The sequence below is a fragment of the Pseudorhodoplanes sp. genome, assembly GCF_046289595.1.
Taxonomy (GTDB): Bacteria; Pseudomonadota; Alphaproteobacteria; order Rhizobiales; family Xanthobacteraceae; genus Pseudorhodoplanes.
Map to the genome: position 1 here is coordinate 75,851 of NZ_JBKBVB010000003.1, position 19,848 is coordinate 95,698.

22 protein-coding genes, 1 tRNA gene and 1 pseudogene are annotated in these 19,848 nt (G+C 64.1%); 15 read left to right on the top strand and 9 right to left on the bottom strand.

All coding sequences use genetic code 11. The features are described 5' to 3' along the window. Nucleotides 1-11 precede the first annotated feature (11 nt). From ACK41X_RS01665 to ACK41X_RS01695, 7 genes are all read left to right on the top strand, one after another. Nucleotides 12-1,184, top strand: a complete 1,173-nt coding sequence (locus ACK41X_RS01665; protein ID WP_409718488.1) for an ABC transporter substrate-binding protein — start codon at nucleotides 12-14, stop codon at nucleotides 1,182-1,184. 94 nt (nucleotides 1,185-1,278) lie between these two features. Then, nucleotides 1,279-2,163, top strand: a complete 885-nt coding sequence (locus ACK41X_RS01670; RefSeq protein ID WP_409718491.1) for a branched-chain amino acid ABC transporter permease — start codon at nucleotides 1,279-1,281, stop codon at nucleotides 2,161-2,163. Then, complete coding sequence (locus ACK41X_RS01675; protein ID WP_409718494.1) at nucleotides 2,156-3,145, top strand: branched-chain amino acid ABC transporter permease; 990 nt, start codon at nucleotides 2,156-2,158, stop codon at nucleotides 3,143-3,145. The genes ACK41X_RS01670 and ACK41X_RS01675 overlap by 8 nt, the downstream gene beginning before the upstream one ends. Further along, complete coding sequence (locus ACK41X_RS01680; RefSeq protein ID WP_409718497.1) at nucleotides 3,142-3,885, top strand: ABC transporter ATP-binding protein; 744 nt, start codon at nucleotides 3,142-3,144, stop codon at nucleotides 3,883-3,885. The genes ACK41X_RS01675 and ACK41X_RS01680 overlap by 4 nt, the downstream gene beginning before the upstream one ends. A 2-nt stretch (nucleotides 3,886-3,887) precedes the next feature. Beyond that, nucleotides 3,888-4,595, top strand: a complete 708-nt coding sequence (locus ACK41X_RS01685) for an ABC transporter ATP-binding protein (RefSeq protein WP_409718500.1) — start codon at nucleotides 3,888-3,890, stop codon at nucleotides 4,593-4,595. A 42-nt stretch (nucleotides 4,596-4,637) separates the two neighbouring features. Further along, a complete protein-coding gene (locus ACK41X_RS01690; protein WP_409718503.1) occupies nucleotides 4,638-5,618 on the top strand; it encodes a Bug family tripartite tricarboxylate transporter substrate binding protein in 981 nt (326 codons plus the stop codon). Between the two features lie 57 nt (nucleotides 5,619-5,675). Further along, nucleotides 5,676-5,840: an integrase core domain-containing protein gene (locus ACK41X_RS01695; RefSeq protein ID WP_409718579.1), complete on the top strand. Its 165-nt coding sequence runs from the start codon at nucleotides 5,676-5,678 to the stop codon at nucleotides 5,838-5,840. On the opposite strand, the gene ACK41X_RS01700 is transcribed toward ACK41X_RS01695, so the two are convergent. The 3 genes and pseudogenes from ACK41X_RS01700 to ACK41X_RS01710 all read right to left on the bottom strand — a co-directional run bounded on the left by ACK41X_RS01700 (nucleotide 5,800) and on the right by ACK41X_RS01710 (nucleotide 8,431). After that, nucleotides 5,800-5,874: transfer RNA gene (locus tag ACK41X_RS01700), tRNA-Glu, on the bottom strand. The genes ACK41X_RS01695 and ACK41X_RS01700 overlap by 41 nt on opposite strands. A 251-nt stretch (nucleotides 5,875-6,125) precedes the next feature. Continuing rightward, nucleotides 6,126-7,109: pseudogene (locus tag ACK41X_RS01705) on the bottom strand (M48 family metallopeptidase); the annotation flags it as partial. Nucleotides 7,110-7,174: 65 nt separating this feature from the next. Continuing rightward, complete coding sequence (locus ACK41X_RS01710) at nucleotides 7,175-8,431, bottom strand: YjgN family protein (RefSeq protein WP_409718505.1); 1,257 nt, start codon at nucleotides 8,429-8,431, stop codon at nucleotides 7,175-7,177. Nucleotides 8,432-8,717: 286 nt separating this feature from the next. Here ACK41X_RS01710 and ACK41X_RS01715 point away from each other — a divergent pair, with 286 nt between their 5' ends. Beyond that, the gene (locus ACK41X_RS01715; protein ID WP_409718508.1) at nucleotides 8,718-8,963 is read left to right on the top strand and encodes a BrnT family toxin; all 246 of its coding nucleotides are present in this window, start codon (nucleotides 8,718-8,720) and stop codon (nucleotides 8,961-8,963) included. Next, nucleotides 8,960-9,202 (top strand): hypothetical protein, encoded by a 243-nt coding sequence (locus tag ACK41X_RS01720; RefSeq protein ID WP_409718511.1) that lies wholly within the window; start codon nucleotides 8,960-8,962, stop codon nucleotides 9,200-9,202. The genes ACK41X_RS01715 and ACK41X_RS01720 overlap by 4 nt, the downstream gene beginning before the upstream one ends. Nucleotides 9,203-9,234: 32 nt before the next feature. On the opposite strand, the gene ACK41X_RS01725 is transcribed toward ACK41X_RS01720, so the two are convergent. From ACK41X_RS01725 to ACK41X_RS01740, 4 genes are all read right to left on the bottom strand, one after another. Beyond that, a complete protein-coding gene (locus tag ACK41X_RS01725) occupies nucleotides 9,235-9,756 on the bottom strand; it encodes an MAPEG family protein (protein WP_409718514.1) in 522 nt (173 codons plus the stop codon). A 56-nt stretch (nucleotides 9,757-9,812) separates the two neighbouring features. Then, nucleotides 9,813-10,238 (bottom strand): hypothetical protein, encoded by a 426-nt coding sequence (locus tag ACK41X_RS01730; RefSeq protein ID WP_409718517.1) that lies wholly within the window; start codon nucleotides 10,236-10,238, stop codon nucleotides 9,813-9,815. 143 nt (nucleotides 10,239-10,381) lie between these two features. Next, nucleotides 10,382-10,591: a cold-shock protein gene (locus ACK41X_RS01735; RefSeq protein WP_409718520.1), complete on the bottom strand. Its 210-nt coding sequence runs from the start codon at nucleotides 10,589-10,591 to the stop codon at nucleotides 10,382-10,384. A 258-nt stretch (nucleotides 10,592-10,849) separates the two neighbouring features. Next, a complete protein-coding gene (locus ACK41X_RS01740; RefSeq protein WP_409718523.1) occupies nucleotides 10,850-11,209 on the bottom strand; it encodes a hypothetical protein in 360 nt (119 codons plus the stop codon). A gap of 158 nt (nucleotides 11,210-11,367) precedes the next feature. Here ACK41X_RS01740 and ACK41X_RS01745 point away from each other — a divergent pair, with 158 nt between their 5' ends. The 5 genes from ACK41X_RS01745 to ACK41X_RS01765 all read left to right on the top strand — a co-directional run bounded on the left by ACK41X_RS01745 (nucleotide 11,368) and on the right by ACK41X_RS01765 (nucleotide 15,565). Further along, nucleotides 11,368-12,363 (top strand): RluA family pseudouridine synthase, encoded by a 996-nt coding sequence (locus tag ACK41X_RS01745; protein ID WP_409718582.1) that lies wholly within the window; start codon nucleotides 11,368-11,370, stop codon nucleotides 12,361-12,363. Nucleotides 12,364-12,612: 249 nt separating this feature from the next. Further along, nucleotides 12,613-13,521, top strand: coding sequence for an RNA polymerase sigma factor RpoH (gene rpoH / locus ACK41X_RS01750; RefSeq protein WP_409718526.1), 909 nt, complete (start codon nucleotides 12,613-12,615; stop codon nucleotides 13,519-13,521). 220 nt (nucleotides 13,522-13,741) lie between these two features. Then, a complete protein-coding gene (locus ACK41X_RS01755) occupies nucleotides 13,742-14,065 on the top strand; it encodes a hypothetical protein (protein WP_409718529.1) in 324 nt (107 codons plus the stop codon). Continuing rightward, on the top strand, nucleotides 14,062-14,841 hold the full coding sequence (locus tag ACK41X_RS01760; protein ID WP_409718532.1) for a methyltransferase domain-containing protein: 780 nt from the start codon (nucleotides 14,062-14,064) through the stop codon (nucleotides 14,839-14,841). The genes ACK41X_RS01755 and ACK41X_RS01760 overlap by 4 nt, the downstream gene beginning before the upstream one ends. A 466-nt stretch (nucleotides 14,842-15,307) precedes the next feature. Beyond that, entirely contained in the window at nucleotides 15,308-15,565 is a 258-nt protein-coding gene (locus ACK41X_RS01765) for a DUF6894 family protein (RefSeq protein ID WP_409718535.1), read from the top strand. 58 nt (nucleotides 15,566-15,623) lie between these two features. Here ACK41X_RS01765 and ACK41X_RS01770 read toward each other — a convergent pair whose 3' ends face one another. Together ACK41X_RS01770 and ACK41X_RS01775 are read right to left on the bottom strand one after the other, a co-directional pair. Continuing rightward, entirely contained in the window at nucleotides 15,624-17,135 is a 1,512-nt protein-coding gene (locus ACK41X_RS01770; RefSeq protein ID WP_409718537.1) for a hypothetical protein, read from the bottom strand. Between the two features lie 50 nt (nucleotides 17,136-17,185). Next, nucleotides 17,186-18,472: an adenylosuccinate synthase gene (locus ACK41X_RS01775; protein WP_409718540.1), complete on the bottom strand. Its 1,287-nt coding sequence runs from the start codon at nucleotides 18,470-18,472 to the stop codon at nucleotides 17,186-17,188. 362 nt (nucleotides 18,473-18,834) lie between these two features. Between ACK41X_RS01775 and ACK41X_RS01780 the strand changes: the two genes are divergently transcribed. Next, on the top strand, nucleotides 18,835-19,761 hold the full coding sequence (locus ACK41X_RS01780) for a DMT family transporter (RefSeq protein ID WP_409718545.1): 927 nt from the start codon (nucleotides 18,835-18,837) through the stop codon (nucleotides 19,759-19,761). Nucleotides 19,762-19,848: the final 87 nt, after the last annotated feature.

The following is a 19,848-nucleotide window of genomic DNA, read 5'->3' on the forward strand; positions in this document are numbered from 1 at the left end:
GAGGAATGCCAATGACCAGATTAGCCACCACCACGCTTGCCATTCTCTTGTCGACGACCGCGCTTTGCGCAGCCCAGTCCAAGGATCCGATCAAGATCGGCGTCGTTACGCCGCTGAGCGGCACCTATGCCGGCATCGGCCAGCAGGTCCGCTGGGGCCTCGAGCTCGCGACCAAGGAAATCAATGCTGCGGGCGGCATCATGGGACGCCCGATCGAGCTGACCTTCGAGGACGAGGAAGCCAATCCGGCCGTCGCCGTGCAAAAGGCGGAGAAGCTCTTTCAGGTCAACAAAGTCGATTTCCTCACCGGCACCGTATCATCCGGTTCGACTCTGGCCGTCGGCCAGCTCGCCGAGCGCGCCGGCCGGCTGATTGCAACCACCGTGTCCTTTGCGGATTCGATCACGGGTGAGCGCTGCTCGCCGAATGTGTTCCGCGTCAATGCCCGCGCCGGCCAGCAATCGGCCGCGCTCGCGAGCTGGCTGGCCAAGGAAAAGCCGAAAGCCCGCGTGTTCTATCTTGGGCCGGACTACGAGATGGGCCGCTCGACTGTTGCCGCCTTCAAGTCGAACGTCGACCGCGTCGGCGGCAACAGCACCGGCGAAGTCTTCGCGCCGCTCGATTCCAAGGACTATACGCAGTATTTCGGGCAAATCCGCGCGGCACGTCCGCAGGTGCTGTACACCTCGGTGGCCGGCAACGATACTGTCCGGCTGTTCTCACAGCTCCAGGAATTCGGACTGCTCGGCAATATCACCGTGCTCGGCGCATCCGGTACGGTGACCTCGCAGAATATCGGCGCCATCGGCAAGGCCGCGGAAGGCTTTGTGACCGGTGTCGGTTACTCGCCGGAAATCGACACGCCGGAGAACAAGAAGTTCGTTGAGGCATTCCGCGCCGCGTACAAGGTCGATCCGGATCTCTACGGGACCGATTCCTATGGGCTGCTGTTCGCCTACAAGGCCGCGGTCGAGAAGGCCCAGAGCACCGAAACCGACAAGGTGCGCGACGCGCTTCGCGACCTGAAATGGGCGACGCCGCAGGGCGAGAAGACCATCCGCGCCGGCGACCATCAGGCGATCCAAGACATGTATGTCGTCCAGGTTACCGGCGGCCAGTTCAAGATCGTGGGCAAGGTGCCCGGCGCCGACGCGATCGGCCCCGACGACTGCAAGCGCTTCTGACAAGGAACGGGCGCAGTGCCATCCCGGCGCTGCGCCCTCGCTAAGCTTCGCGCGTTACGCGGAAAACGCGCCTGACCGGCCCGGGGAACGAGGGATGGCGGATTATATCCAGTTCGTGCTTGCACCGCAGGTGGTGACAGGCCTGGCTCTCGGGGTCGCGGTGATCCTGGTCGCGCTCGGGCTGACCATCATCTTTGGCCTGCTCGACGTGATCAACATGTCGCACGGCGAATTCTACGCGCTCGGTGCGTTTATCGCCGTAACGCTCGGCGCGCTTGGCGTGCCGTTCGCGCTGCTGCTTGTCCTCGTGCCGGCACTGATGCTGCCGGTCGGCTATCTGGTCGAGCGGCTTCTGATCCAGCGGGTCTTTCACAGTCAGGACCGGCATGTCACCACGCTGCTCTTGACCTTCGGCTTCGCGCTCGTGCTCGAAGACGTGTTCAAACTGATCTGGGGACCCAACCCGATCCGGCCGGAGACTCCGATCCGTGGCGCGATCGAAGTGGCCGGTCTTTTCCTGCCGCTCTATCGCGTGTTCATGATTGCGACCGGCGCCCTTGTCATCGTCGCAACCGCTCTCATCGTTTACCGGACGCGGATCGGCGCGATGGTGCGCGCCGCCGCCTTCGACCGCAACATGGCGGCATCGCTCGGCGTCCCGGTGCAATGGGTCTATGCCGGCGCCTTCGCCTTCGGTGTATCGCTCGCGGCCCTCGCCGGGGTGCTGCTGGCGCCGATTTATTCGGTGTTCCCGACCATGGGGCGCGACTTCATCCTGATGGCCTTCACCGTCGTCATTGTCGGCGGAATGGGATCGATCGCCGGTGCGGTCGTCGCCGGGCTGTTTCTCACGCAGGTCCAGGCCATTGCTTCGCTATACATTTCGCCGGTCTGGACCGACCCGATCGTGTTCGGAATCATGGTTCTGATGTTGATGGTCCGGCCGCAGGGCCTGTTCGGACGGCTCGGCCATGCGTGACGCTCTCACAACGTCGATGCGCGCGAGCCACGTCCTGGCTCTGGCGCTCGTGATTTTCGCACTGATCGCCGCCGCGATCGGTGCGGCGATGGACGACACCTTTTATCTGCGGCTGGCGACCGAGGCGCTGATCTTCGCCGGGCTCGCGCTATCCGTGGATATCCTGCTCGGCTATACCGGTCTGCTTTCACTCGGTCAGGCACTCTATTTCGGCCTCGGCGCCTATATCTCGGCTCTGATGCTGATGCAGGTTCCCTCGTTCTGGGTCGCGATCGGGGTCGCCATCGCGTCCGGACTGGTACTGGGGCTGGTCGGCGGTTTCATCGCGATCCGGGTACGCGGCGTCTATTTCGCGCTGATCACCTTCGGCATGGCGCAGGTAATCGCCAAGGTGATCTATAACACACGCGCCATCGGCGCTTCCGACGGCATGACCGGCGTCCCTATCATCGATATCAATCTCGGCTTCGCCACGGTTTCGAGCGCGTCGCCCGCGGGTTTCTTCCTCGTCGTGCTCGCAGTGACCATGGTTCTCTATGCCATCGCGGCCTATCTGCTCGACACGCCCTTCGGCCGCCTCCTGATCGCGATCAAGACCAACGACCGGCGCGTGCCTTTCCTCGGCTATCGTTCCTCGTCGCTGCGGCTTAGCTCTTATGTTCTGGCCGCCACGATCGCCACCGTATCTGGCGCGCTCTACCCGATGCTGCGCGGCTTTGTGTCGCCGGAGCTGCTGTTCTTCGCAACCTCGGGCAACGCGGTGATCACGGTCATCCTGGGCGGCGTGGGAACGCTGGTCGGGGCGCTTTACGGCAGCGTGCTGCTCACCGTTCTCAAATCCTTCGTCGGCAGTTGGACCGAGCACCATCTTATCGTCATCGGACTTCTGTTCATGGGCGCGGTGATCTTCTTTCCACAAGGCCTGATGGGCGTGGTGCGGCCGTGGATCGCAAAACAGCTCGGACGGGGAGACAGGCCGTGACCGCGCCGATCCTGGAGGCGCGCGGTCTGTCAATCGCCTTTGGCGGACTTCGCGCTGTCGACAATGTCAGCTTTACCGTCGCGCGCAATCGCATTACCACCATCATCGGTCCGAACGGGGCCGGCAAGTCGACGCTGTTCAATCTGATTTCCGGTGCGCTGCGGCCGCGCGGCGGACAGGTGTTGATCGAAGGCGTCGACCAGACCGGTCAGCCGCCCTACCGCATGCAGGCGGCGGGGCTCGCCCGCTCCTTTCAGATCACCAACCTGTTCTTCGAGCTGTCGGTCGGAGAAAATCTGCGCCTCGCGTCACAGATCCTCGAACCCTGGTCGCTCGCGCTGCGCCCGGTTTCTGCGAGCCACGCAGCCCTGGCTCGGGTCGACGAGTTACTGCAGCGATTTTCGCTCAAGGATAAGGCTTCGTTCCGCGTCAGCGCACTGTCACACGGCGAACAGCGGCGCCTCGAGGTCGCGCTCGCACTCGCCTGCAAGCCCAAGGTGCTGCTGCTCGACGAGCCGACGCAAGGTATGAGTCACGGCGACACCCAGGATACGGCAGCGCTGATCAAATCGCTGGCAAACGACGTGACCGTGCTCCTGATTGAGCACGACATCGGTCTCGTCATGAGCCTGTCGGACCACGTCATCGTCATGCATCAGGGCCAGAAGCTCGCCGAAGGCGCTCCTGCCGATATACGTAACAATCCGGCTGTCCAGGCCGCCTATCTCGGGCATCCCTGACCATGCTCGATATCCGCAATCTGCACACCCATTACGGTTCGAGCCACGTCATCCAGGGTATCGACCTGAGCGTTCGCGATGGCGAAATATTCGGCGTATTTGGTCGAAACGGCGTCGGCAAGACCACGCTGCTCAAGACCATTGCCGGCTGGATCATTCCGAGCGAAGGCGAAATCGTGTTCGACGGCGCCTTGATCGCCGGCGTCAGCCCGGACCGGATCGCGCATCGCGGGGTCGGTTTCGTTCCCGAAGACCGCCGGATCTTTCCGGGTCTGACGGTTGAGGAGAACCTGACGCTTGGCTTTCTGCAAGTGCCGGGCCGTTCCAAGGCGGACAATCTCGCCGCGCTCGACCGCATCTACCGGCGCTTTCCGCGGCTGATGGAACGGCGCAGCCAGCTTGGCACGACGCTCTCCGGCGGAGAGCAACAGATGCTTGCGATGGCGCGCGTCATGGTCGGGAAGCCACGTCTCCTGCTGGTCGACGAACCGAGCGAAGGTCTGGCGCCGATGATCGTCGCGGACCTGTACGCCATTATCGGAGAAATGAAGGCCGCGGGCTGTGCGGTCCTGCTGGTCGAGCAGAACGTGCATCAGGCACTCACGGTTTGCGACCGCTTTGTCGCGATCGAGCGCGGCCGGGTGACCTTCTCGGGCGATGCCGCAAACAAATCGGATTGCGAGCGGCTTATGGAGGTCATTGCAGTCTAGCAATACTGACAGAACGACAATCACGAAAGGGAGAACGAAGGCATGTTTAGAATTCTCAAGGTCCTCATTACAATATTGCTGACCGGAACCGCTGCCTCGCCCGCAGCATTCGCACAGACGGATACGTATCCGAACCGGCCGATACAGGTTCTGATTCCCTTTGCCGGCGGCAGCGCGAGCGATGTGATCAGCCGGATCCTGCTCGACCGTATGGGAAAGTATCTCGGTCAGCCTCTGGTCGTGGAAAACCGTCCGGGCGCAGGTGGCAATAGCGGCACTGCCGCAGCCACGAAACTTCCTGCGGACGGCTACAATCTTGTCGTCAGCACCTCGGGTCCGCTCGCCGCCAACCGCACCTTGTTCAAATCCCTCGGTTACGATCCGGAAAAGGATTTGGAACCAATCTCGCTGTTCGCCATCCTTCCAAACGTGATCGTGGTGAACTCGAAACTACCGCCGAAGACGCTCCAGGAATTTATCGCCTACGCCAAGGAGCGGCCGAAGCAGCTCAACTACGGCACGGTCGGCGTCGGCTCATCGCAGCATCTCGCCGGCGCATATTTCGACCAAGTTGCCGGAGTTGAGCTGGTGCATGTTCCCTACCGCAACATCGCGCAATATTCGCCGGATTTCATTGCCGGCCAGGTCCCGGTCGGCTTCCAGTTGCTGCCGAACATCTTGGCTCTGATCCAGAAGGGCGATGCACGGCCGTTAGCCGTGACAGCCGAAAAGCGCATGGCGGCACTGCCGGACGTGCCGACCACAGCGGAAGCCGGCGTGCCGAATTATGTGACCGGAGCATGGTTCGCATTGCTGGCGCCCGCAGGAACGCCGAAGCCCATGATCGACAAGCTGTATGACGCGCTCAAAGAAGCGATCGAAGATCCCCTGGTCCGGCAGCGATTCACCGAACAGGGTGCCGAACCCGTAGCGCCCGGACCTGACGCGTTACGCAAGTTCATCAGATCCGAGACCGAAAAACTCGGCGATATCATCCGCAAGGCTGGCATTCAGCCGATGTGAGCCCATCATCTGCGCCGGAAGGACATCGTTTCTCCTTCCGGCGCGTGCTGGGCGCATATGGCGGCCCGCCGGTTCATCGACGACTGGGTTACCGATTACAACACCGCGAGGCCGCACGCCTCGCTGCGTTGCCAAACACCGGCCGACTATACCGAAGCTGTATCTAAATCCTTGATGTATATGGCGCTCCCTAGGGGAATCGAACCCCTGTTTCAGCCTTGAGAGGGCCGCGTCCTGACCGCTAGACGAAGGGAGCGTCGCGCCTTCAGATAGCCGTGATCGGCCGTCCGCGCAAGCAAGGCGCCGCGCCCGTCAGGTCGCGGCTGGCCTGGCTGGGAGGCTCTTGCCCGCCCGACTGCCGCCATCCTTCTTCACGTCGGCGCAGATCGCGCGCAAGGCCTGCCATTCGGCATCCGTCAGGATCGGCGGGCCGGGCTGCGCGGGCTCTTCCTTTTTCATGCGGTCGAGCCGGTCGGCGCTGAGCGGATGGCTGTCGATCACCGTCGCGACCTTGCCGCCGCCGGTGATGCGGACCAGGAACTCGCCCATCGGCCGCGGCGAGCGGCCGAGCCCGGTCATCGCCTTGATGGCAAAGCCGTCGGCGCGGCTTTCGGCCTCGCGCGAATAGGACGCATCGAGGATCGAGCGCGCCGCAAACAGCATCGCCGAGCCGCCGGTAACATCGCCGAACAACAGTCCGATCAGGAACGACGAGCCGCCGGTCTGGATCAGCTTGCGCAGGCCGTCGCGATTATGCGCATGGCCGAGCTCATGCGCCATGACGCCTGCGACCTCGTCGACATTCTTCGCGCGCTGCAACAGGCCGTCGAGCAGATAGATCTTGCCGCCCGGCAGCGCATAGGCGTTGACGACGCGCGACGACAGCACCTGCGCTTCCAGCGGCCCCTCATAGCCGCCGGCCTCCTTCAGCCGGGCGATCATCGTGTTGAAGGCGGCCTGGCCCTCCGGCCGCGTGCATGCCTGCCCGCCGAAAATGGTGCGCGCCTGCTTGTCCACGGCTTCGCCGAGCCGCTTCTCCACTGCAAAGGGCACGAGCGGCGCCAGCCGGTCGGCGATGAGCGGAATGCCGTAGATCGTCACCAGCACGATGGAGATCGCGGCCGCGACCGACCAGCCGACGATGCGTCCGGTCTGGCCCGGGCCGCGCCCGGCATCGAGCTTCGGGAAACGCGCAGCCAGCTGCGCGGCATGGTCCTGCGCGATTTCAAGCCGCGCCAATGGCAGCGCAGAGGTGCAGGACAGCCGCAGCCGCTGGCCGCCGCCATCGGCGCGCCGCACATCGTCATAAGGCCAGGTGGCGACAACCACACCCTCTTCGACGATGTCCATCGCATCGTCAAAGCGCAGCGTGACGTTGCGCCTGCGGTTGGAGGTGCCGTCGTAGAATACGGCGGGAATTGTCGCGCAATCGGAGTTGCCAGTCATCGCGTGAACCATCCGAATTCCGCTCATGCCCGCTGCTGCGGGCATGCTGCATCCTTGTTCTGGGTCCCCGCTGTCGCGGGGACGAGCGGCCGATATCTCGCGATATGGTCTCAGAACCCGCCGATATCCAGGGAATCGGCGAAGCCCTCGCCGATCGCGCTCGCTGCAGCGCCGGAGACCGCGACATTATCGGCTGCGGCAATGTTGTGCACCACCGTCGTGCCGGCGACCTTGGTCCAGATGTCATGCACCAGATAGATGCGCAGCACCGCATTGAAGGCGAGAGCGGATATCAGGTAGCCGACGCCGAGCGCAGCGATGATGAACACATTGCCCATCACGGCGGCCATCTTGGCTTCGCCCTCAAGGCCCGCGCCGGCAAGTCCGTGGCCGAGCGCGATCACCGCGGCGAACCACATACCAAGCGCAACGAAGATCAGCAGCAGCCAGCCGATCACTTTCCAGTACACCCCCATCAGATCGGCGATATCGAGATCGCTCTCGAACCGCACGCCGCCGAGGCGCAGGCCGTTGACCCACCAGCGCCACTCGATGGCTTTGTACATCGCGTAGAGAAACGGCAGCGGAACGATCAGCAAAGCCGACGGCCACATCAACAGCCACAGCCACCAGCCCTTCTTGAAGAACGCCCCGCCTGTCCCTTCGAACGACCCCTGCAACGTGCCATAGGCGGTGTGGCGCATCTTGAATCGCTCCAGCGCCGCCGCGCGCCACGGCAGCGCAAGGCCGAGGGTCGCGGCGGCAAACACGCCCCACAGCACCGAGCGCCAGGCATAATCCCAGCCCGAACCGCCCATATTGAAACGCACGCCGCGCCACACAGTGCGGGTGACGCGATAGCGCCGCGCCCGATACATCGCAAATTGCGCAAACAGATACAGAAACACGATCAGCGGGATCGAGGCGAAGGCCTGCACGCGCTCGGCTTCGAGGCCGACGAAGAAATAGGCCACATAGACCGGCACCAGGATCGCCATCGCGACCAGGAAGCCGATGAACAATTCCTTGGCGGTGCCGGTATATTCGGCGGCGTCGCCATGCACCTCGGTGTGCGACCACAGATGCCGCCGGATGTCGGTCGCGAGCCAGAAGCGGTAGAAGCCGAGCGTAACGAGTTCGAGCAGCGCGCCGCGGGTGACGAGGCGGCGGAAATCGCGCCGCTCGCCGGAAAAGCCGATCGCCTGCGGGAGCTGTGCGTGTTCATCGCCCTGCCCTTGCGGGACCGGCGGGATCTGCGGCACCGAAAACGGCTTCAGCATGCGGGCCTCGCGCTCCTGACCTGGCCCTGCCTCGGGCCGCGTGACGCCGGGCGCGGCTGCGCCGGGCGGGGTCTCGTCCCCGTGCATGCGTCGTCACTCGTGAGGAAAGGGTTCAAGCAGGTTGGCAAGTTGCCGGGACAGGATACCGGCGGGCATGAGCTAGGCGAAATGGTTGACGGAATGTGGGCGGGAGGGGGTGAAAACACGCTTAGCCAAACGAAGCACTTTTCGGTCCGTTCCTGCAAAGGCGGGCCCCATAATAGTCACGGCGACGGACATTTTTCCGGTCGGCCCGAAGTCACGCCAGCAATGCGTTGAGCGCCAGACACTCATATGGTAATTTTTCCGTATCATGAACGGCCCGGACTTCGAATTGGATGACCTGAAGGACCGGCAGAATCGGACCAAGCATGGCGTTTCGTTTGCACTGGCGCAGGAGGCCTTCCTCGACCCAGACCGTGTCATTGCAGAGGACCTCGACCACAGTGACGCAGAGAAACGCTATTTCTGCTTTGGGCAGGTCGCAGGCGGCGTGATGACGGCTCGCTTCACCTATCGCGCCGGGCGCATCCGCATTTTCGGGGCGGGCTTACTGGCGGAAAGGCAAGAAAATCTATGACGAGCAAAACCGTTAGGTACACAAAAGGCGAAATCGGCCGCGCGCGCGTGATCGAGGATTTCCTCCCGGCACCCGACGACCTCGTGCTGCGCGATGACAACGTGAAGGTGACGCTGTCGCTGTCCCGCCGCAGCGTCGATTTTTTCAAGCGTGCGGCGAAAGCGCGGCGCGTGCCTTATCAGCGCATGATCCGCGCGCTGGTCGATCAATATGCGGAGAAGCAGGGCAAGAAGGGGTAGCGGCCGGGTCTAACTAACGTGTCTCTGCACCCTCACCGCGCCACCAGCCATCCCGCGATCACCAGCAGCATCGCCACCTGCGGATAGAATGTCAGCGCGAAGCCGAGCGCGCGGCGCGGCGCGCCGGCAGCATAGCCGCGCCAGAACAGCACGCGGCCGATCACGAACAGTATCGCCGCGACCGGCACCGCGGCCTGAAAGGCGCGCGGCATCGCCGTCGCCCATGTCAGATGCACACCGAGCGCCAGCACGGTTTGCTCCAGCGTATTCTGCAGCATGGATTGCAGCAGATGCGCCTTCGCGGTGCCTTCGGTCAGCCCGCCGCCGTCGATATCGTCCGGCGTGAAGAAGCGGTGGCGCGCCAGCATGCCAATACTGACGGCAAGACATGCGAGCACCAGCATGTCCCACTTCAGCGCAAAGCCGAGCGCGGACTCTGCGCCCGGCATCAGTGGCGTCAGCACGCCATTCATCGCAAGCGCGAGCGCCACGATGGTCATCGCGAGCCCCGTCAGCATGCCGCGCAGCACGCCCGATTGCTTGTGCGTCAGCATGAAAAGCTACCCCTGCGCCAGCCGCCTGGCATCATGCCGGGCACGGTTTTAGCGCATCATGAGTCGGGCTTTCGCGCCACCGGATATTCCACGTTGCAGCGCTTGCATCGGAATATGTCGGTCACTTTTGCGACGGCCTTCGGCGCTTCGGCCAGAACGGTTTCGCCGCCACAAACGGGGCAAGGCGGAGTCGGCGCGGGATTCAAATCACCAATCGACACATCGGTCATGGAAACCTCCATCTGCTTGCGCGCAGACATGCATCTCCGGCTGTTCGGGTGAGCCGCCCGGATCGGGCGTGCGCATAGAACGCGGTCGCCTGCGATCCGGTGCCACTGCAATTTTTTCAAAATGTCCGTGATGCCCAGGAACCGGGCAGAGGTCATTTCACGGTTCGCAGCCGAGGCCGCGCCGCAAATATGCGCCGAAAATGCAAATGGCCGGGCAAGCCCGGCCATCACAAACGGCGATCGTCGAAACATCTCATCGATGCCTCGTCGCCGAGGCAAGCGAACCTCGCCATTACATCCGTGGCTTGAGGTCCGCCGCTCACGCAGCGCGCTTGCGCGCGCCGCGGAGCAATCTTTCGGCAAGCTGCGGTGACGCGGCTTGCGGCAGCCCGCAATTATGCGGCCTGCAGGTTGTCGGCCGAAGACTTACCGGTCTTGCGGTCGGCGCGAAGCTCGTAGGAGATCTTCTGGCCTTCGTTGAGGCCGCGCATGCCGGCGCGCTCGACGGCGCTGATATGCACGAACACGTCGCTGCCGCCGTTGTCGGGCTGGATGAATCCGAAGCCCTTGGTTGCGTTAAACCACTTCACGGTTCCCGTCTGCATGGGAGCCAATCCTTTACATAAGCGTGTATAGAGCCGCGCGCGAACGCGGCCGGGTTCTATTCGAGATTTTCAGGGGTGAAAGTCGTTTTTCAGGCGCTGCTCTGGTGAGCGGTTTGCGCGAGGCCACGTCGTTCGGCCGAAAGCTCGAAACATCAATATAGCGCAAATCCGGAAAATTGCAATCGCTGTTTGCCGCGCGCGTCTTGCGCAAAAGTCGTCGCGATGACGACGCGAACAATGATCGCCGCGTCAACGCGATTAGCGTTCCTCCATGAAGCGCAGCCGGCCGGTCTGCTGCAGGGTGCGGGTATCGAAGGTGCGCACCTCGATCGCGCCGCCGGCATCGATGGTCACGACCAGCCGGTCGCCGGCGGTCTGCGCGGCGATGATCCGCGCACCCTTCGGCAGCATGGCCTGGACGTCGACGGGCTGGGACGGCGGCGCGCCATCGCCGCTGCGCGAGACCTTCCAGCCGATCACCATCAGCACCACCGCGATGCCGAACATCGTGGCAAAACCGGAAATCGCGGACATGCGACGCACCCGATCCACCACCGCCTGGGCCTGCGGATCGAGCGGCTTGCCGTCGGGGTCTTTCAGGGGTTCGGGAGATGACATACGTCAGGTTTGCTCGGCTCACCTCTCCCCTTGGAGAGGTCGGCGTACGAACTACGCCGGGTGAGGGGTTAAATTCTAGCGTATAGAGCACGAGCCTCCTCACCCCAACCCTCTCCCCAACGGGGCAAAGGGTGCCCACTGAGCCCGCTGCGACCATTATGTCCCTCGCCTCCACCGAAACCCTTACCGTCGCGCCGGAAGACGCCGGCACAAGGCTGGACCGTTTGCTGGCCGCACAGCTCGCCGAACTCTCGCGCACGCGGCTGAAAGCGCTGATTCTGGAAGGCGCCGTCACCGCGAATGGACGCGCGATCGAGGATCCCGGCTACAAGGTCAAGGCTGGCGAAATGCTCATCGTGAATGTGCCGCCGCCCGAGCCGGCCGAGCCGGAAGGCGAAGCCATCCCGCTCACCATCCTTTATGAGGACGACCAGCTGATTGTCATCGACAAGCCGGCCGGCCTCGTCGTGCATCCGGCCGCCGGCCATCAGACCGGCACCCTGGTCAATGCCCTGATCGCCCATTGCGGGGATTCGCTCTCCGGCATCGGCGGCGTCTTGCGGCCGGGCATCGTGCACCGGCTCGACAAGGACACCTCGGGCGTGATGGTCGCCGCCAAGACCGACAGGGCCCACAAGTCGCTGTCGGCGCAATTCGCCGATCACGGCCGCACCGGCGATCTGGAGCGCGGCTATCTTGCCTTCGTCTGGGGCGCACCCGACCGGCCGCGTGGCACCATCGACGCCCCGATCGACCGCCATCCGCATGCCCGCGACAAGATGGCGGTGCGCCAGGGCGGCCGCGAGGCCATCACCCATTGGCAGGTGAAGGAGCGCTATGCCGGCGCCGACGGCAAACCGGTCGCGAGTCTGATCGAATGCCGGCTGGAGACCGGACGCACCCACCAGATCCGCGTGCATCTCGCCCATCTCGGCCATCCGATTCTGGGCGATGCGACCTACGGCACCGGTTACCGGACCAAAGCCGCGCTGTTGCCGCCGGGCGCCCGGCAGGCCCTCGCAGCCCTTGCGAGGCAAGCCCTCCATGCCTATTTCTTGGCTTTCCAGCACCCGGTTTCTGGCGACGTCCTGCAATTCCAGTCGGAACTGCCGGGGCCGCTTGCCCGTTTGCGTGATAGTCTGGCCCCGGCCTGAAACGCGGCGGCCCCCGCCGCGTATTTCAAAACGCCAATCGGACCAGAGACTTGGGTACGGTGCCGAAGCATTCCCGTTCACGCCGAGGTGACAGGAATGTAACTATCTTTCGCAGTTCTCGTCCCCTATGCTGCGAATGCGGTATGTTGCACCGCAACATGTCCCGTCGGCCCGTTGACGGCGGCGGATCATCTGCCCGCCGCGATTCGGGGGGTAAGTTTGGGGACATGAATTTGGAGGGCGCAAGTCATGGCCCGTTCTGCGGCTATGCCGATGATCACCGCCGAAGGTGGTCTGTCGCGGTATCTCGAAGAAATCCGGCGGTTTCCGATGCTGGAGCCGCAGGAAGAATACATGCTGGCCAAGTCCTGGCGCGAGCACGGCGACCGCGAGGCGGCGCACAAGCTCGTCACCAGCCATTTGCGGCTCGTCGCCAAGATCGCGATGGGCTATCGCGGCTATGGCCTCCCGATTTCAGAAATCGTGTCCGAAGGCAATGTCGGCCTGATGCAGGCGGTGAAGCGGTTTGAGCCGGACAAAGGCTTCCGCCTCGCCACCTATGCGATGTGGTGGATCAAGGCATCGATTCAGGAATACATCCTGCGTTCGTGGTCGCTGGTGAAGATGGGCACCACCGCGAACCAGAAGAAGCTGTTCTTCAACCTGCGCAAGGCCAAGAGCAAGATCAACGCGCTCGGCGAAGGCGATCTCAAGCCCGACCAGGTGGCCCAGATTGCCAAGCGCCTCGGCGTCACCGAGAAAGACGTGGTCGACATGAACCGCCGCCTCGGCGGCGACGCCTCGCTCAATGCGTCGATCCGCGACGACGGCGATTCCGGCGAATGGCAGGACTGGCTGGCGGACGAATCCGCCGGGCAGGAAGAAGTGCTGGCCGAGCACGAGGAGCTCGACAACCGCCGCGCCGCGCTCGATCACGCGCTCACCGTGCTGAACGATCGCGAACGCCGCATCTTCGAGGCGCGCAGGCTCGCCGACGATCCGGTGACGCTGGAAGAACTCGCAGCCGAGTTCGGCGTGTCGCGCGAGCGCGTGCGGCAGATCGAGGTGCGCGCCTTCGAGAAGGTGCAGAAGGCAGTGAAGAACAAGGTCGCCGCGATGGAGACGCCGAAAACGCCGCAGGCGCTGCCGGCCCACTAGTAGGCTCCCGAGACCGCAAGACGCTGCGTGTCAGTTCGGCAGCAGGGGCTGCGCGGCAATCTCCCCGCGCAGCCTACACGCCGGACGTGTATGCCGCAGGTGTTTTTTACAAACGCCTTGATCCCGCCGCTTCGCCGCCATAAGAGGCATTCTTCCGTGTTTTTAGCCCTATCAGTTTGGAAATCTCGTGGAGACGATTGCCTCTTTCAATGAATCGGCGTTGGCCTTCGAAGACGCGGTCGAACTCGTCCTGCCCTATCTGTATCTGTTCATGGCGCTGACGATTCTGGCGGGAAATTTCGCGGTCAAATCCTTCTTCGACGCATGCGGCCTCGATCTCTATGGGCGGACGCTGTGCGGAATAGCTTTCGCCGTTTGCGGGCTGACGCTGCTGACCGGCCTGTCAACATGTCATGCGACGACCGCGGTTATCGCATTGCTGATCTTTCTTGCCGGGATGGCGCTGCGCGGCGGCGCACGGCAAATTGCAGCCATTAATATCGGCGCAGCCGCGGCGCTGACTCCGGTCGTGATCGTTCCATGACGGGCGTTTCTGCTGCGTCCTCCCCGTTCTGGCCCGCCGGATGGCGCCTCGATGCCTTCGAGGGCATCGAGCGCATGAACGGCTATTTCCAAGGCGAACGGCTGACGCGCTATCCGCTGCGCTTCCTGCGCTACTGGTTCGTGCGCCACTTGATCGAAGCCCATGCAGGGCATCTCGGCAGGCCCGTGGATGTGCTGGAGGTGGGTGTCGATCGCGGACAGATGCTGACCTTCATGAAGCCGCGCAGCGACGCAGGACGGCCGGCCATCATACGGCGCTGGGACGCCGTCGACATCGCCTGCGATCCGGAGCAGCTCGCCGCCAAGGGCTATACTCAATTCGTTCGCTTCAATGTCGAGCACGGTGCGCAACCCCCGCTCGAGCGGCGGTACGATGTCATCGTCTTTCTGCACCTGCTGGAGCATCTGCAGAACCCCGAGGCCTGCCTGCGCGCCTTCTTGCCGTTCCTTCTGACCGACGGGCTCATGGTCGGCGGTTCGCCGACCATGCCCAAGGTGATCGCGGATCTCGGCTACGAGCGGAGGCTGCGGCAACGCGCACGCAAGTTTGGCCATGTCAGCATAATGTCGCCGGAGCGGCTGGAATTGTTTGCGCAAGCGGAAGGGCTGCGGCTGCGCTTCCTGTCCGGATCCTATCTCACCCGCAACAATGGGCGGTTCATCGAGAATTCGGCGCTCTGGCTCAGAGCCAACATCGCCTTTGGCTCGCTTTTTCCCTCGCTTGGCAGCGAGGTCAATTTTTGCATGTCACGCTGAGACAACCGCGGGGTCGTGCGGAACATGGGCCATTCCCAAAGCACCGCCAATTGGCAGGAGCGGCTTGGCTGTGGAACTGGCCCCCACGTCAATCGTGGCACCACGGATGCGGCACCGTCACCGCAGACGACGGGTATCGGGCAACAGTCCGCAGAGCCAAGCCCCCTGACGACGCCTGCGGAATGATCGCCCGGGGCGCATTTTCATAGCGCGGGAATAAATCCAGGCAAACGGCGCGCGGTTTGCCATTCCGGCCAACGTCCGTCCCGCATCGCGCAGGAATTAATGGGGAGATGGCGGTCGGATGGCCGGGAACAGCTTCGACAGAGGGCCGCAAGAGGCCGCGAGAGGGGTTACGCTGCCGGGGCTGCGATGGCATAAAGAGTGCAACCCAGTGTGCATCTCTGGTGGGAATGGGCAGTTTTCCGCCGCGATCCTGTCACAGCTCCGTGCGAGGCTTTTGCGTATGCCGCGATATTATTTCAACACCCGCATCGACGGGGAACTGATCCGCGATCCCGACGGTGCCGAGTTGCGTGATCCCGATCATGCATGGACGATGGCGCGTGCCATGATCCGTGACATTCTCCACGACGAGGATGCCGAGCCGCGCCTGATGCGTGCCGCGATCGAGGTCACCGACGAGGACGGGGAAATCGTGCTGGAATTCCCGTTCACCGAGGCGCTCATCGAACCGGGACAGGGATCGATCCGTCTGCATTGAGACGCCATCGTCCCAGGTCGCCAATTCAAGCCGGGATTCCAGGTCGCGCGCGCAAGCTCTACTGCTTCCACGCCGCAAAGGCTTCCTGGAACGCGCGCTCGCCCGGTGTGCCCTTCTCGATCGCCAAAATGGCCCGGCGGTTATTATTGTAGACGATGGGAATATCGAACCAGGCGCGCTCCTTCAGGAGCTGCACGTTCCGCGCCTGATCCGCGTCCACCGCCGACAACCCGATCAGGAAGAAGTTGTTCGTCACCTTCACCGCGAGGCCAGCAAGCGGCGTGCCGCGGGTCTGCTCGGCCTGCTTCATCAAAACGCCCGGGACGTTTGAGATGCCGCCGGCCGGGAAATCCGCGGGCAGGTTGAACATCACCTCCATGGTGTGGCTGGCCGGCAGCGTCTGGTCGGTGTTGCGCCGGATCGAGAACGACATCGTCAGCCGCCGTTCGGGAATCTCGACATCGGCGCGGATCGCAAGCTCCGGCGGACGGCCCGGTCCGGGCGAGACCGTTTCGGTGCGCCAGATCGCCGAACCGACATAGCGGCGGCCCTGCGGATCGTTCGGCTCTTCCTCATAAAGCACGACGCGCTGCGCCACCGCGGGTCCGGATTGTGCATCCTGCGCGTTCAGGCGGTCGGTGATTTTTGGCCGCTGACCCGGTTGCGCCGGTTTGCTGTCGTTAGCCACCTGCGGCGTCGCGCTGCCGCGGAACGACTGCAGCAGATCGGTGACGAGACCACGCTGCGACCAGGCCAGAGCGCCCAATCCCAGAATCAGGACCACGGCCACCAAGGCCTTCACCAGCCCGCCGAGCTGACGGCGCGGGCGCGCGTCCTCGGCAGGCTCCTCGTCGTCCTCAAACTCGTGCGGCGGGCGGCCACGCGGCGGCGGGGGCTGATCGCGGAACGCATCGCCCTGCGGTATCGGCCCCGGAGGCCGGTTGAAATCCTCCTGCGCAAGACGCGGCTCCATCAGCCGGTCGAACTCATGCGCGCTTGGAAGTTCGGCAAAGGGGTCGCGTGCGGGCGGCCGCTGCGGCACGGGCGGACGCGCATCAGCGGCGGGTTGCGGACTCAGCGGTCCGGGCGGCTTTGGCGCAGCACCCGGCACGGGCGGCTTTGGCCGTGGCGGCAGCGGCGGCAATGACTGCGGCGGCAGACCGGGCTTCGCGGCCGCTGGCGGGCCTGCGGGTCTTGGGCCAGCCGCGGCCGGCGGCTGCTGCGGGCGTGGCGGCTGCGGTGCCGGCGGTTGCGCCGGCGGCTGGCGGCTCGGCGCCGGAGCCGCAGCATTCGGAAAGCGTGGCGCCGCGGACGCAGGCGGCGCGCCCGGCGCTGCCGCAGGCGCATCGGCGCGCGTCCGGCGCGCAGCCTCGCCCTCGACCTTGCGAATGGCTTCTTCCAAAGCCAGGCGCTCGCGCGTGATCTCGGCCTCCGGCAGAGGCGGATCGACGCCGCGCAATTGCGCGACCAGCGCCGTGCGCGCCCGCTCGTACAGCGCGCGCCGTGCCTCGCCGGTGTTCTTTTCCAGCCCGGCAATGGCGCGCTGGATCAGAGGGTAATAGTCAGCCATGCGTCCCTGATTGGCTCCGGATCACAAAGCAGCCCCGTCGTCCCATGGTGTCACGTCTCGAATGGATTCTGCACCAGAATTGTGTCCTCGCGCTCCGGCGACGTGGACAGAAGAGCGACCGGGCATCCGATCAATTCTTCGATCCATCGGACATACTTGATCGCCTGGGCCGGCAGGTCGGCCCAGGACCGGGCGCCGGCGGTGGCATCCTGCCAGCCTTCGATGGTTTCGTAGACCGGCTCGACCAGCGCCTGGGCGTGTTCGCTGGCCGGCAGATGGTCGATCAGGCGGCCGTCCAGCCGGTAGCCGACACACACCTTAATGTCTTTGAAGCCGTCCAGAATGTCGAGCTTGGTCAGCGCGATGCCGTCGATGCCGCTGGTTCTCACGGTCTGACGGACCAGCACCGCATCGAACCAGCCGCAGCGCCGCGGCCGGCCGGTGACGGTGCCGAATTCGCGTCCGCGCTCGCCGATCAGCCGGCCGATCTCGTTGTCCTGCTCGGTCGGGAACGGCCCCTCGCCGACCCGCGTGGTGTAGGACTTGCAGATGCCGAGCACATAACCGATCGAGCCCGGCCCAAGCCCCGAGCCGGTTGCGGCCTGCGCCGCCACCGTATTGGACGAGGTCACGAACGGATAGGTGCCATGGTCGATGTCGAGCAGCGCACCCTGCGCACCCTCGAACAAAATGCGGCGGCCCTCGCGGCGCTTGGCATCGAGCAGCGACCACACCGAGTCGAGATAGGGCAACACGCGCGGCGCGACCGCCGCCAATTCCTCATAGACACTGTCCGCCGAGACATCCGGCAGGCCGTTGCCGCGGCGCAGCGCGTTATGGTGCGCCAGCAGCCGCTCGATCTTGCCGCGCAAGGCCGGCAGGTCGGCGAGATCCATCATGCGGATCGCACGGCGGCCGACCTTGTCCTCGTAAGCGGGGCCGATCCCGCGCTTGGTGGTGCCGATGCGCGCCGCTCCTGATTCGCGAATTGCTTCCAGCTCGCGATGCAGCGACAGGATCAGGGTCGCATTCTCGGCAATGCGCAGATTGTCCGGCGTCACCGCAACACCCTGCTCTTTCAGCCGGTCGATCTCGGCGGCGAGCGCATGCGGATCGATCACCACGCCGTTGCCGATCACCGACAGCTTGTTGGACCGCACCACGCCCGACGGCAGCAAAGAAAGCTTGTAGGTCTTGCCGTCGATGACCAGCGTATGTCCGGCATTGTGCCCGCCCTGAAAGCGGACAACGATATCGGCCTGTTCGGACAGCCAATCGACGATCTTGCCTTTGCCTTCGTCGCCCCATTGCGCTCCGACGACAACTACATTCGCCATCCGACCAGTTTCCTCCCGCGGGCCGCGGGCCCTTGCTTCACCTCTTCCCTGGCCGCAGCGAGGGCCCGATCCGGATACGGCAAGCGCGGCCCTGAGGCAAGCCGCGGAGCCCGCGGAAGCGCCGGAATCCCGGCTTTAAGCGGTTGAAAAAGATGAAATTTTGGGAAGGTTGGGGCGGCCTGGGGTTAACGCGCGGCCCTTATGCGGCACGCGCCCTTCCTCACCTCAGGCCGCTTGTGTAGCAAGGACGCACGCTCGGGAAAGCCGGTACCGGTTTTTCGGGCAGGAGACTGAATTCAACAATAATTCGACTGCGCCGCCGTCCGGCCGGCCCTGTCGATCGAACTGCCGGGGGCGACGCGATGGCCAGTCTGTTCGGCCGGTTGGGCAGCTGGCTCAACCAGCAGGCCTTTCTGCTGGTCTGCCTGACCTATCTGATGTGGTCGCTCAACATCGTGCTCGGCCGGCATATCGCCGGGGTGATGCCGCCGGTGACCCTGAGCGCGCTGCGCTGGGGGATCGGCGCACTGATCCTGCTTCCGTTTGCCTGGGGCTATCTGAAGCGCGACTGGCCCGCGATCCGCGCCCACCTGCCGATCCTGTGCCTGCTCGGCCTGACCGGCACCACCGGCTACGCGATCCCGGCCTATTGGGGCCTGCAATATACGCTCGCGATCAACGGCCTCCTGATCCAGTGCACCATGCCGCTGGTGATCGGGGTGATGTCGTATCTTCTGGTTGGCGACCGCATGGGCGTCTGGCAGATCGCCGGGCTTTTCATCTCGCTCGCGGGCGTGGTCGTGATCCTGACGCGCGGCGACCCGGACGTGCTGCATTCGATTTCGTTCAATCGCGGCGACCTCTGGTTCCTTCTCGCGATCCTGATCTTCGCGCTGTATTCGCCGCTGTTGCGCAAACGGCCTGCGATGCATCCGCTCTCGTTCCTGGCGGTCACCGCGATTGCCGGGACCGTGCTGGTGCTGCCGCTGGTCGCCTGGGAAGTGTCGGTGCGGCCGCTGCCGCCGCTCGATCTGCATATGACGGCGGTCGTGCTCTATATGGCGGTCTTCCCCTCGCTCCTTGCCTATCTCTGCTACAACCGCGGCGTCCAGCTGCTCGGCCCCAACCCGGTTGCCGCGCTCTATCCGACCATCGTGGTGTTCGGCTCGATTCAGGCGATGCTGCTGCTCGGCGAAGTCCCGCAATGGTTCCACTTCGTCGGCACGGTCTTCATCGTCGGCGGCGTCTTGCTGGCGACGGGGGTGCTGCGGATCAGAAGGTCCTATTGAATCTCATTTCCTCCGCTCGCCCCCGCGCAAGCGGGAACCCGGCGCATTGAAAGCTGGATTCCGGCTTTCGCGGGAACGAACGGTGAT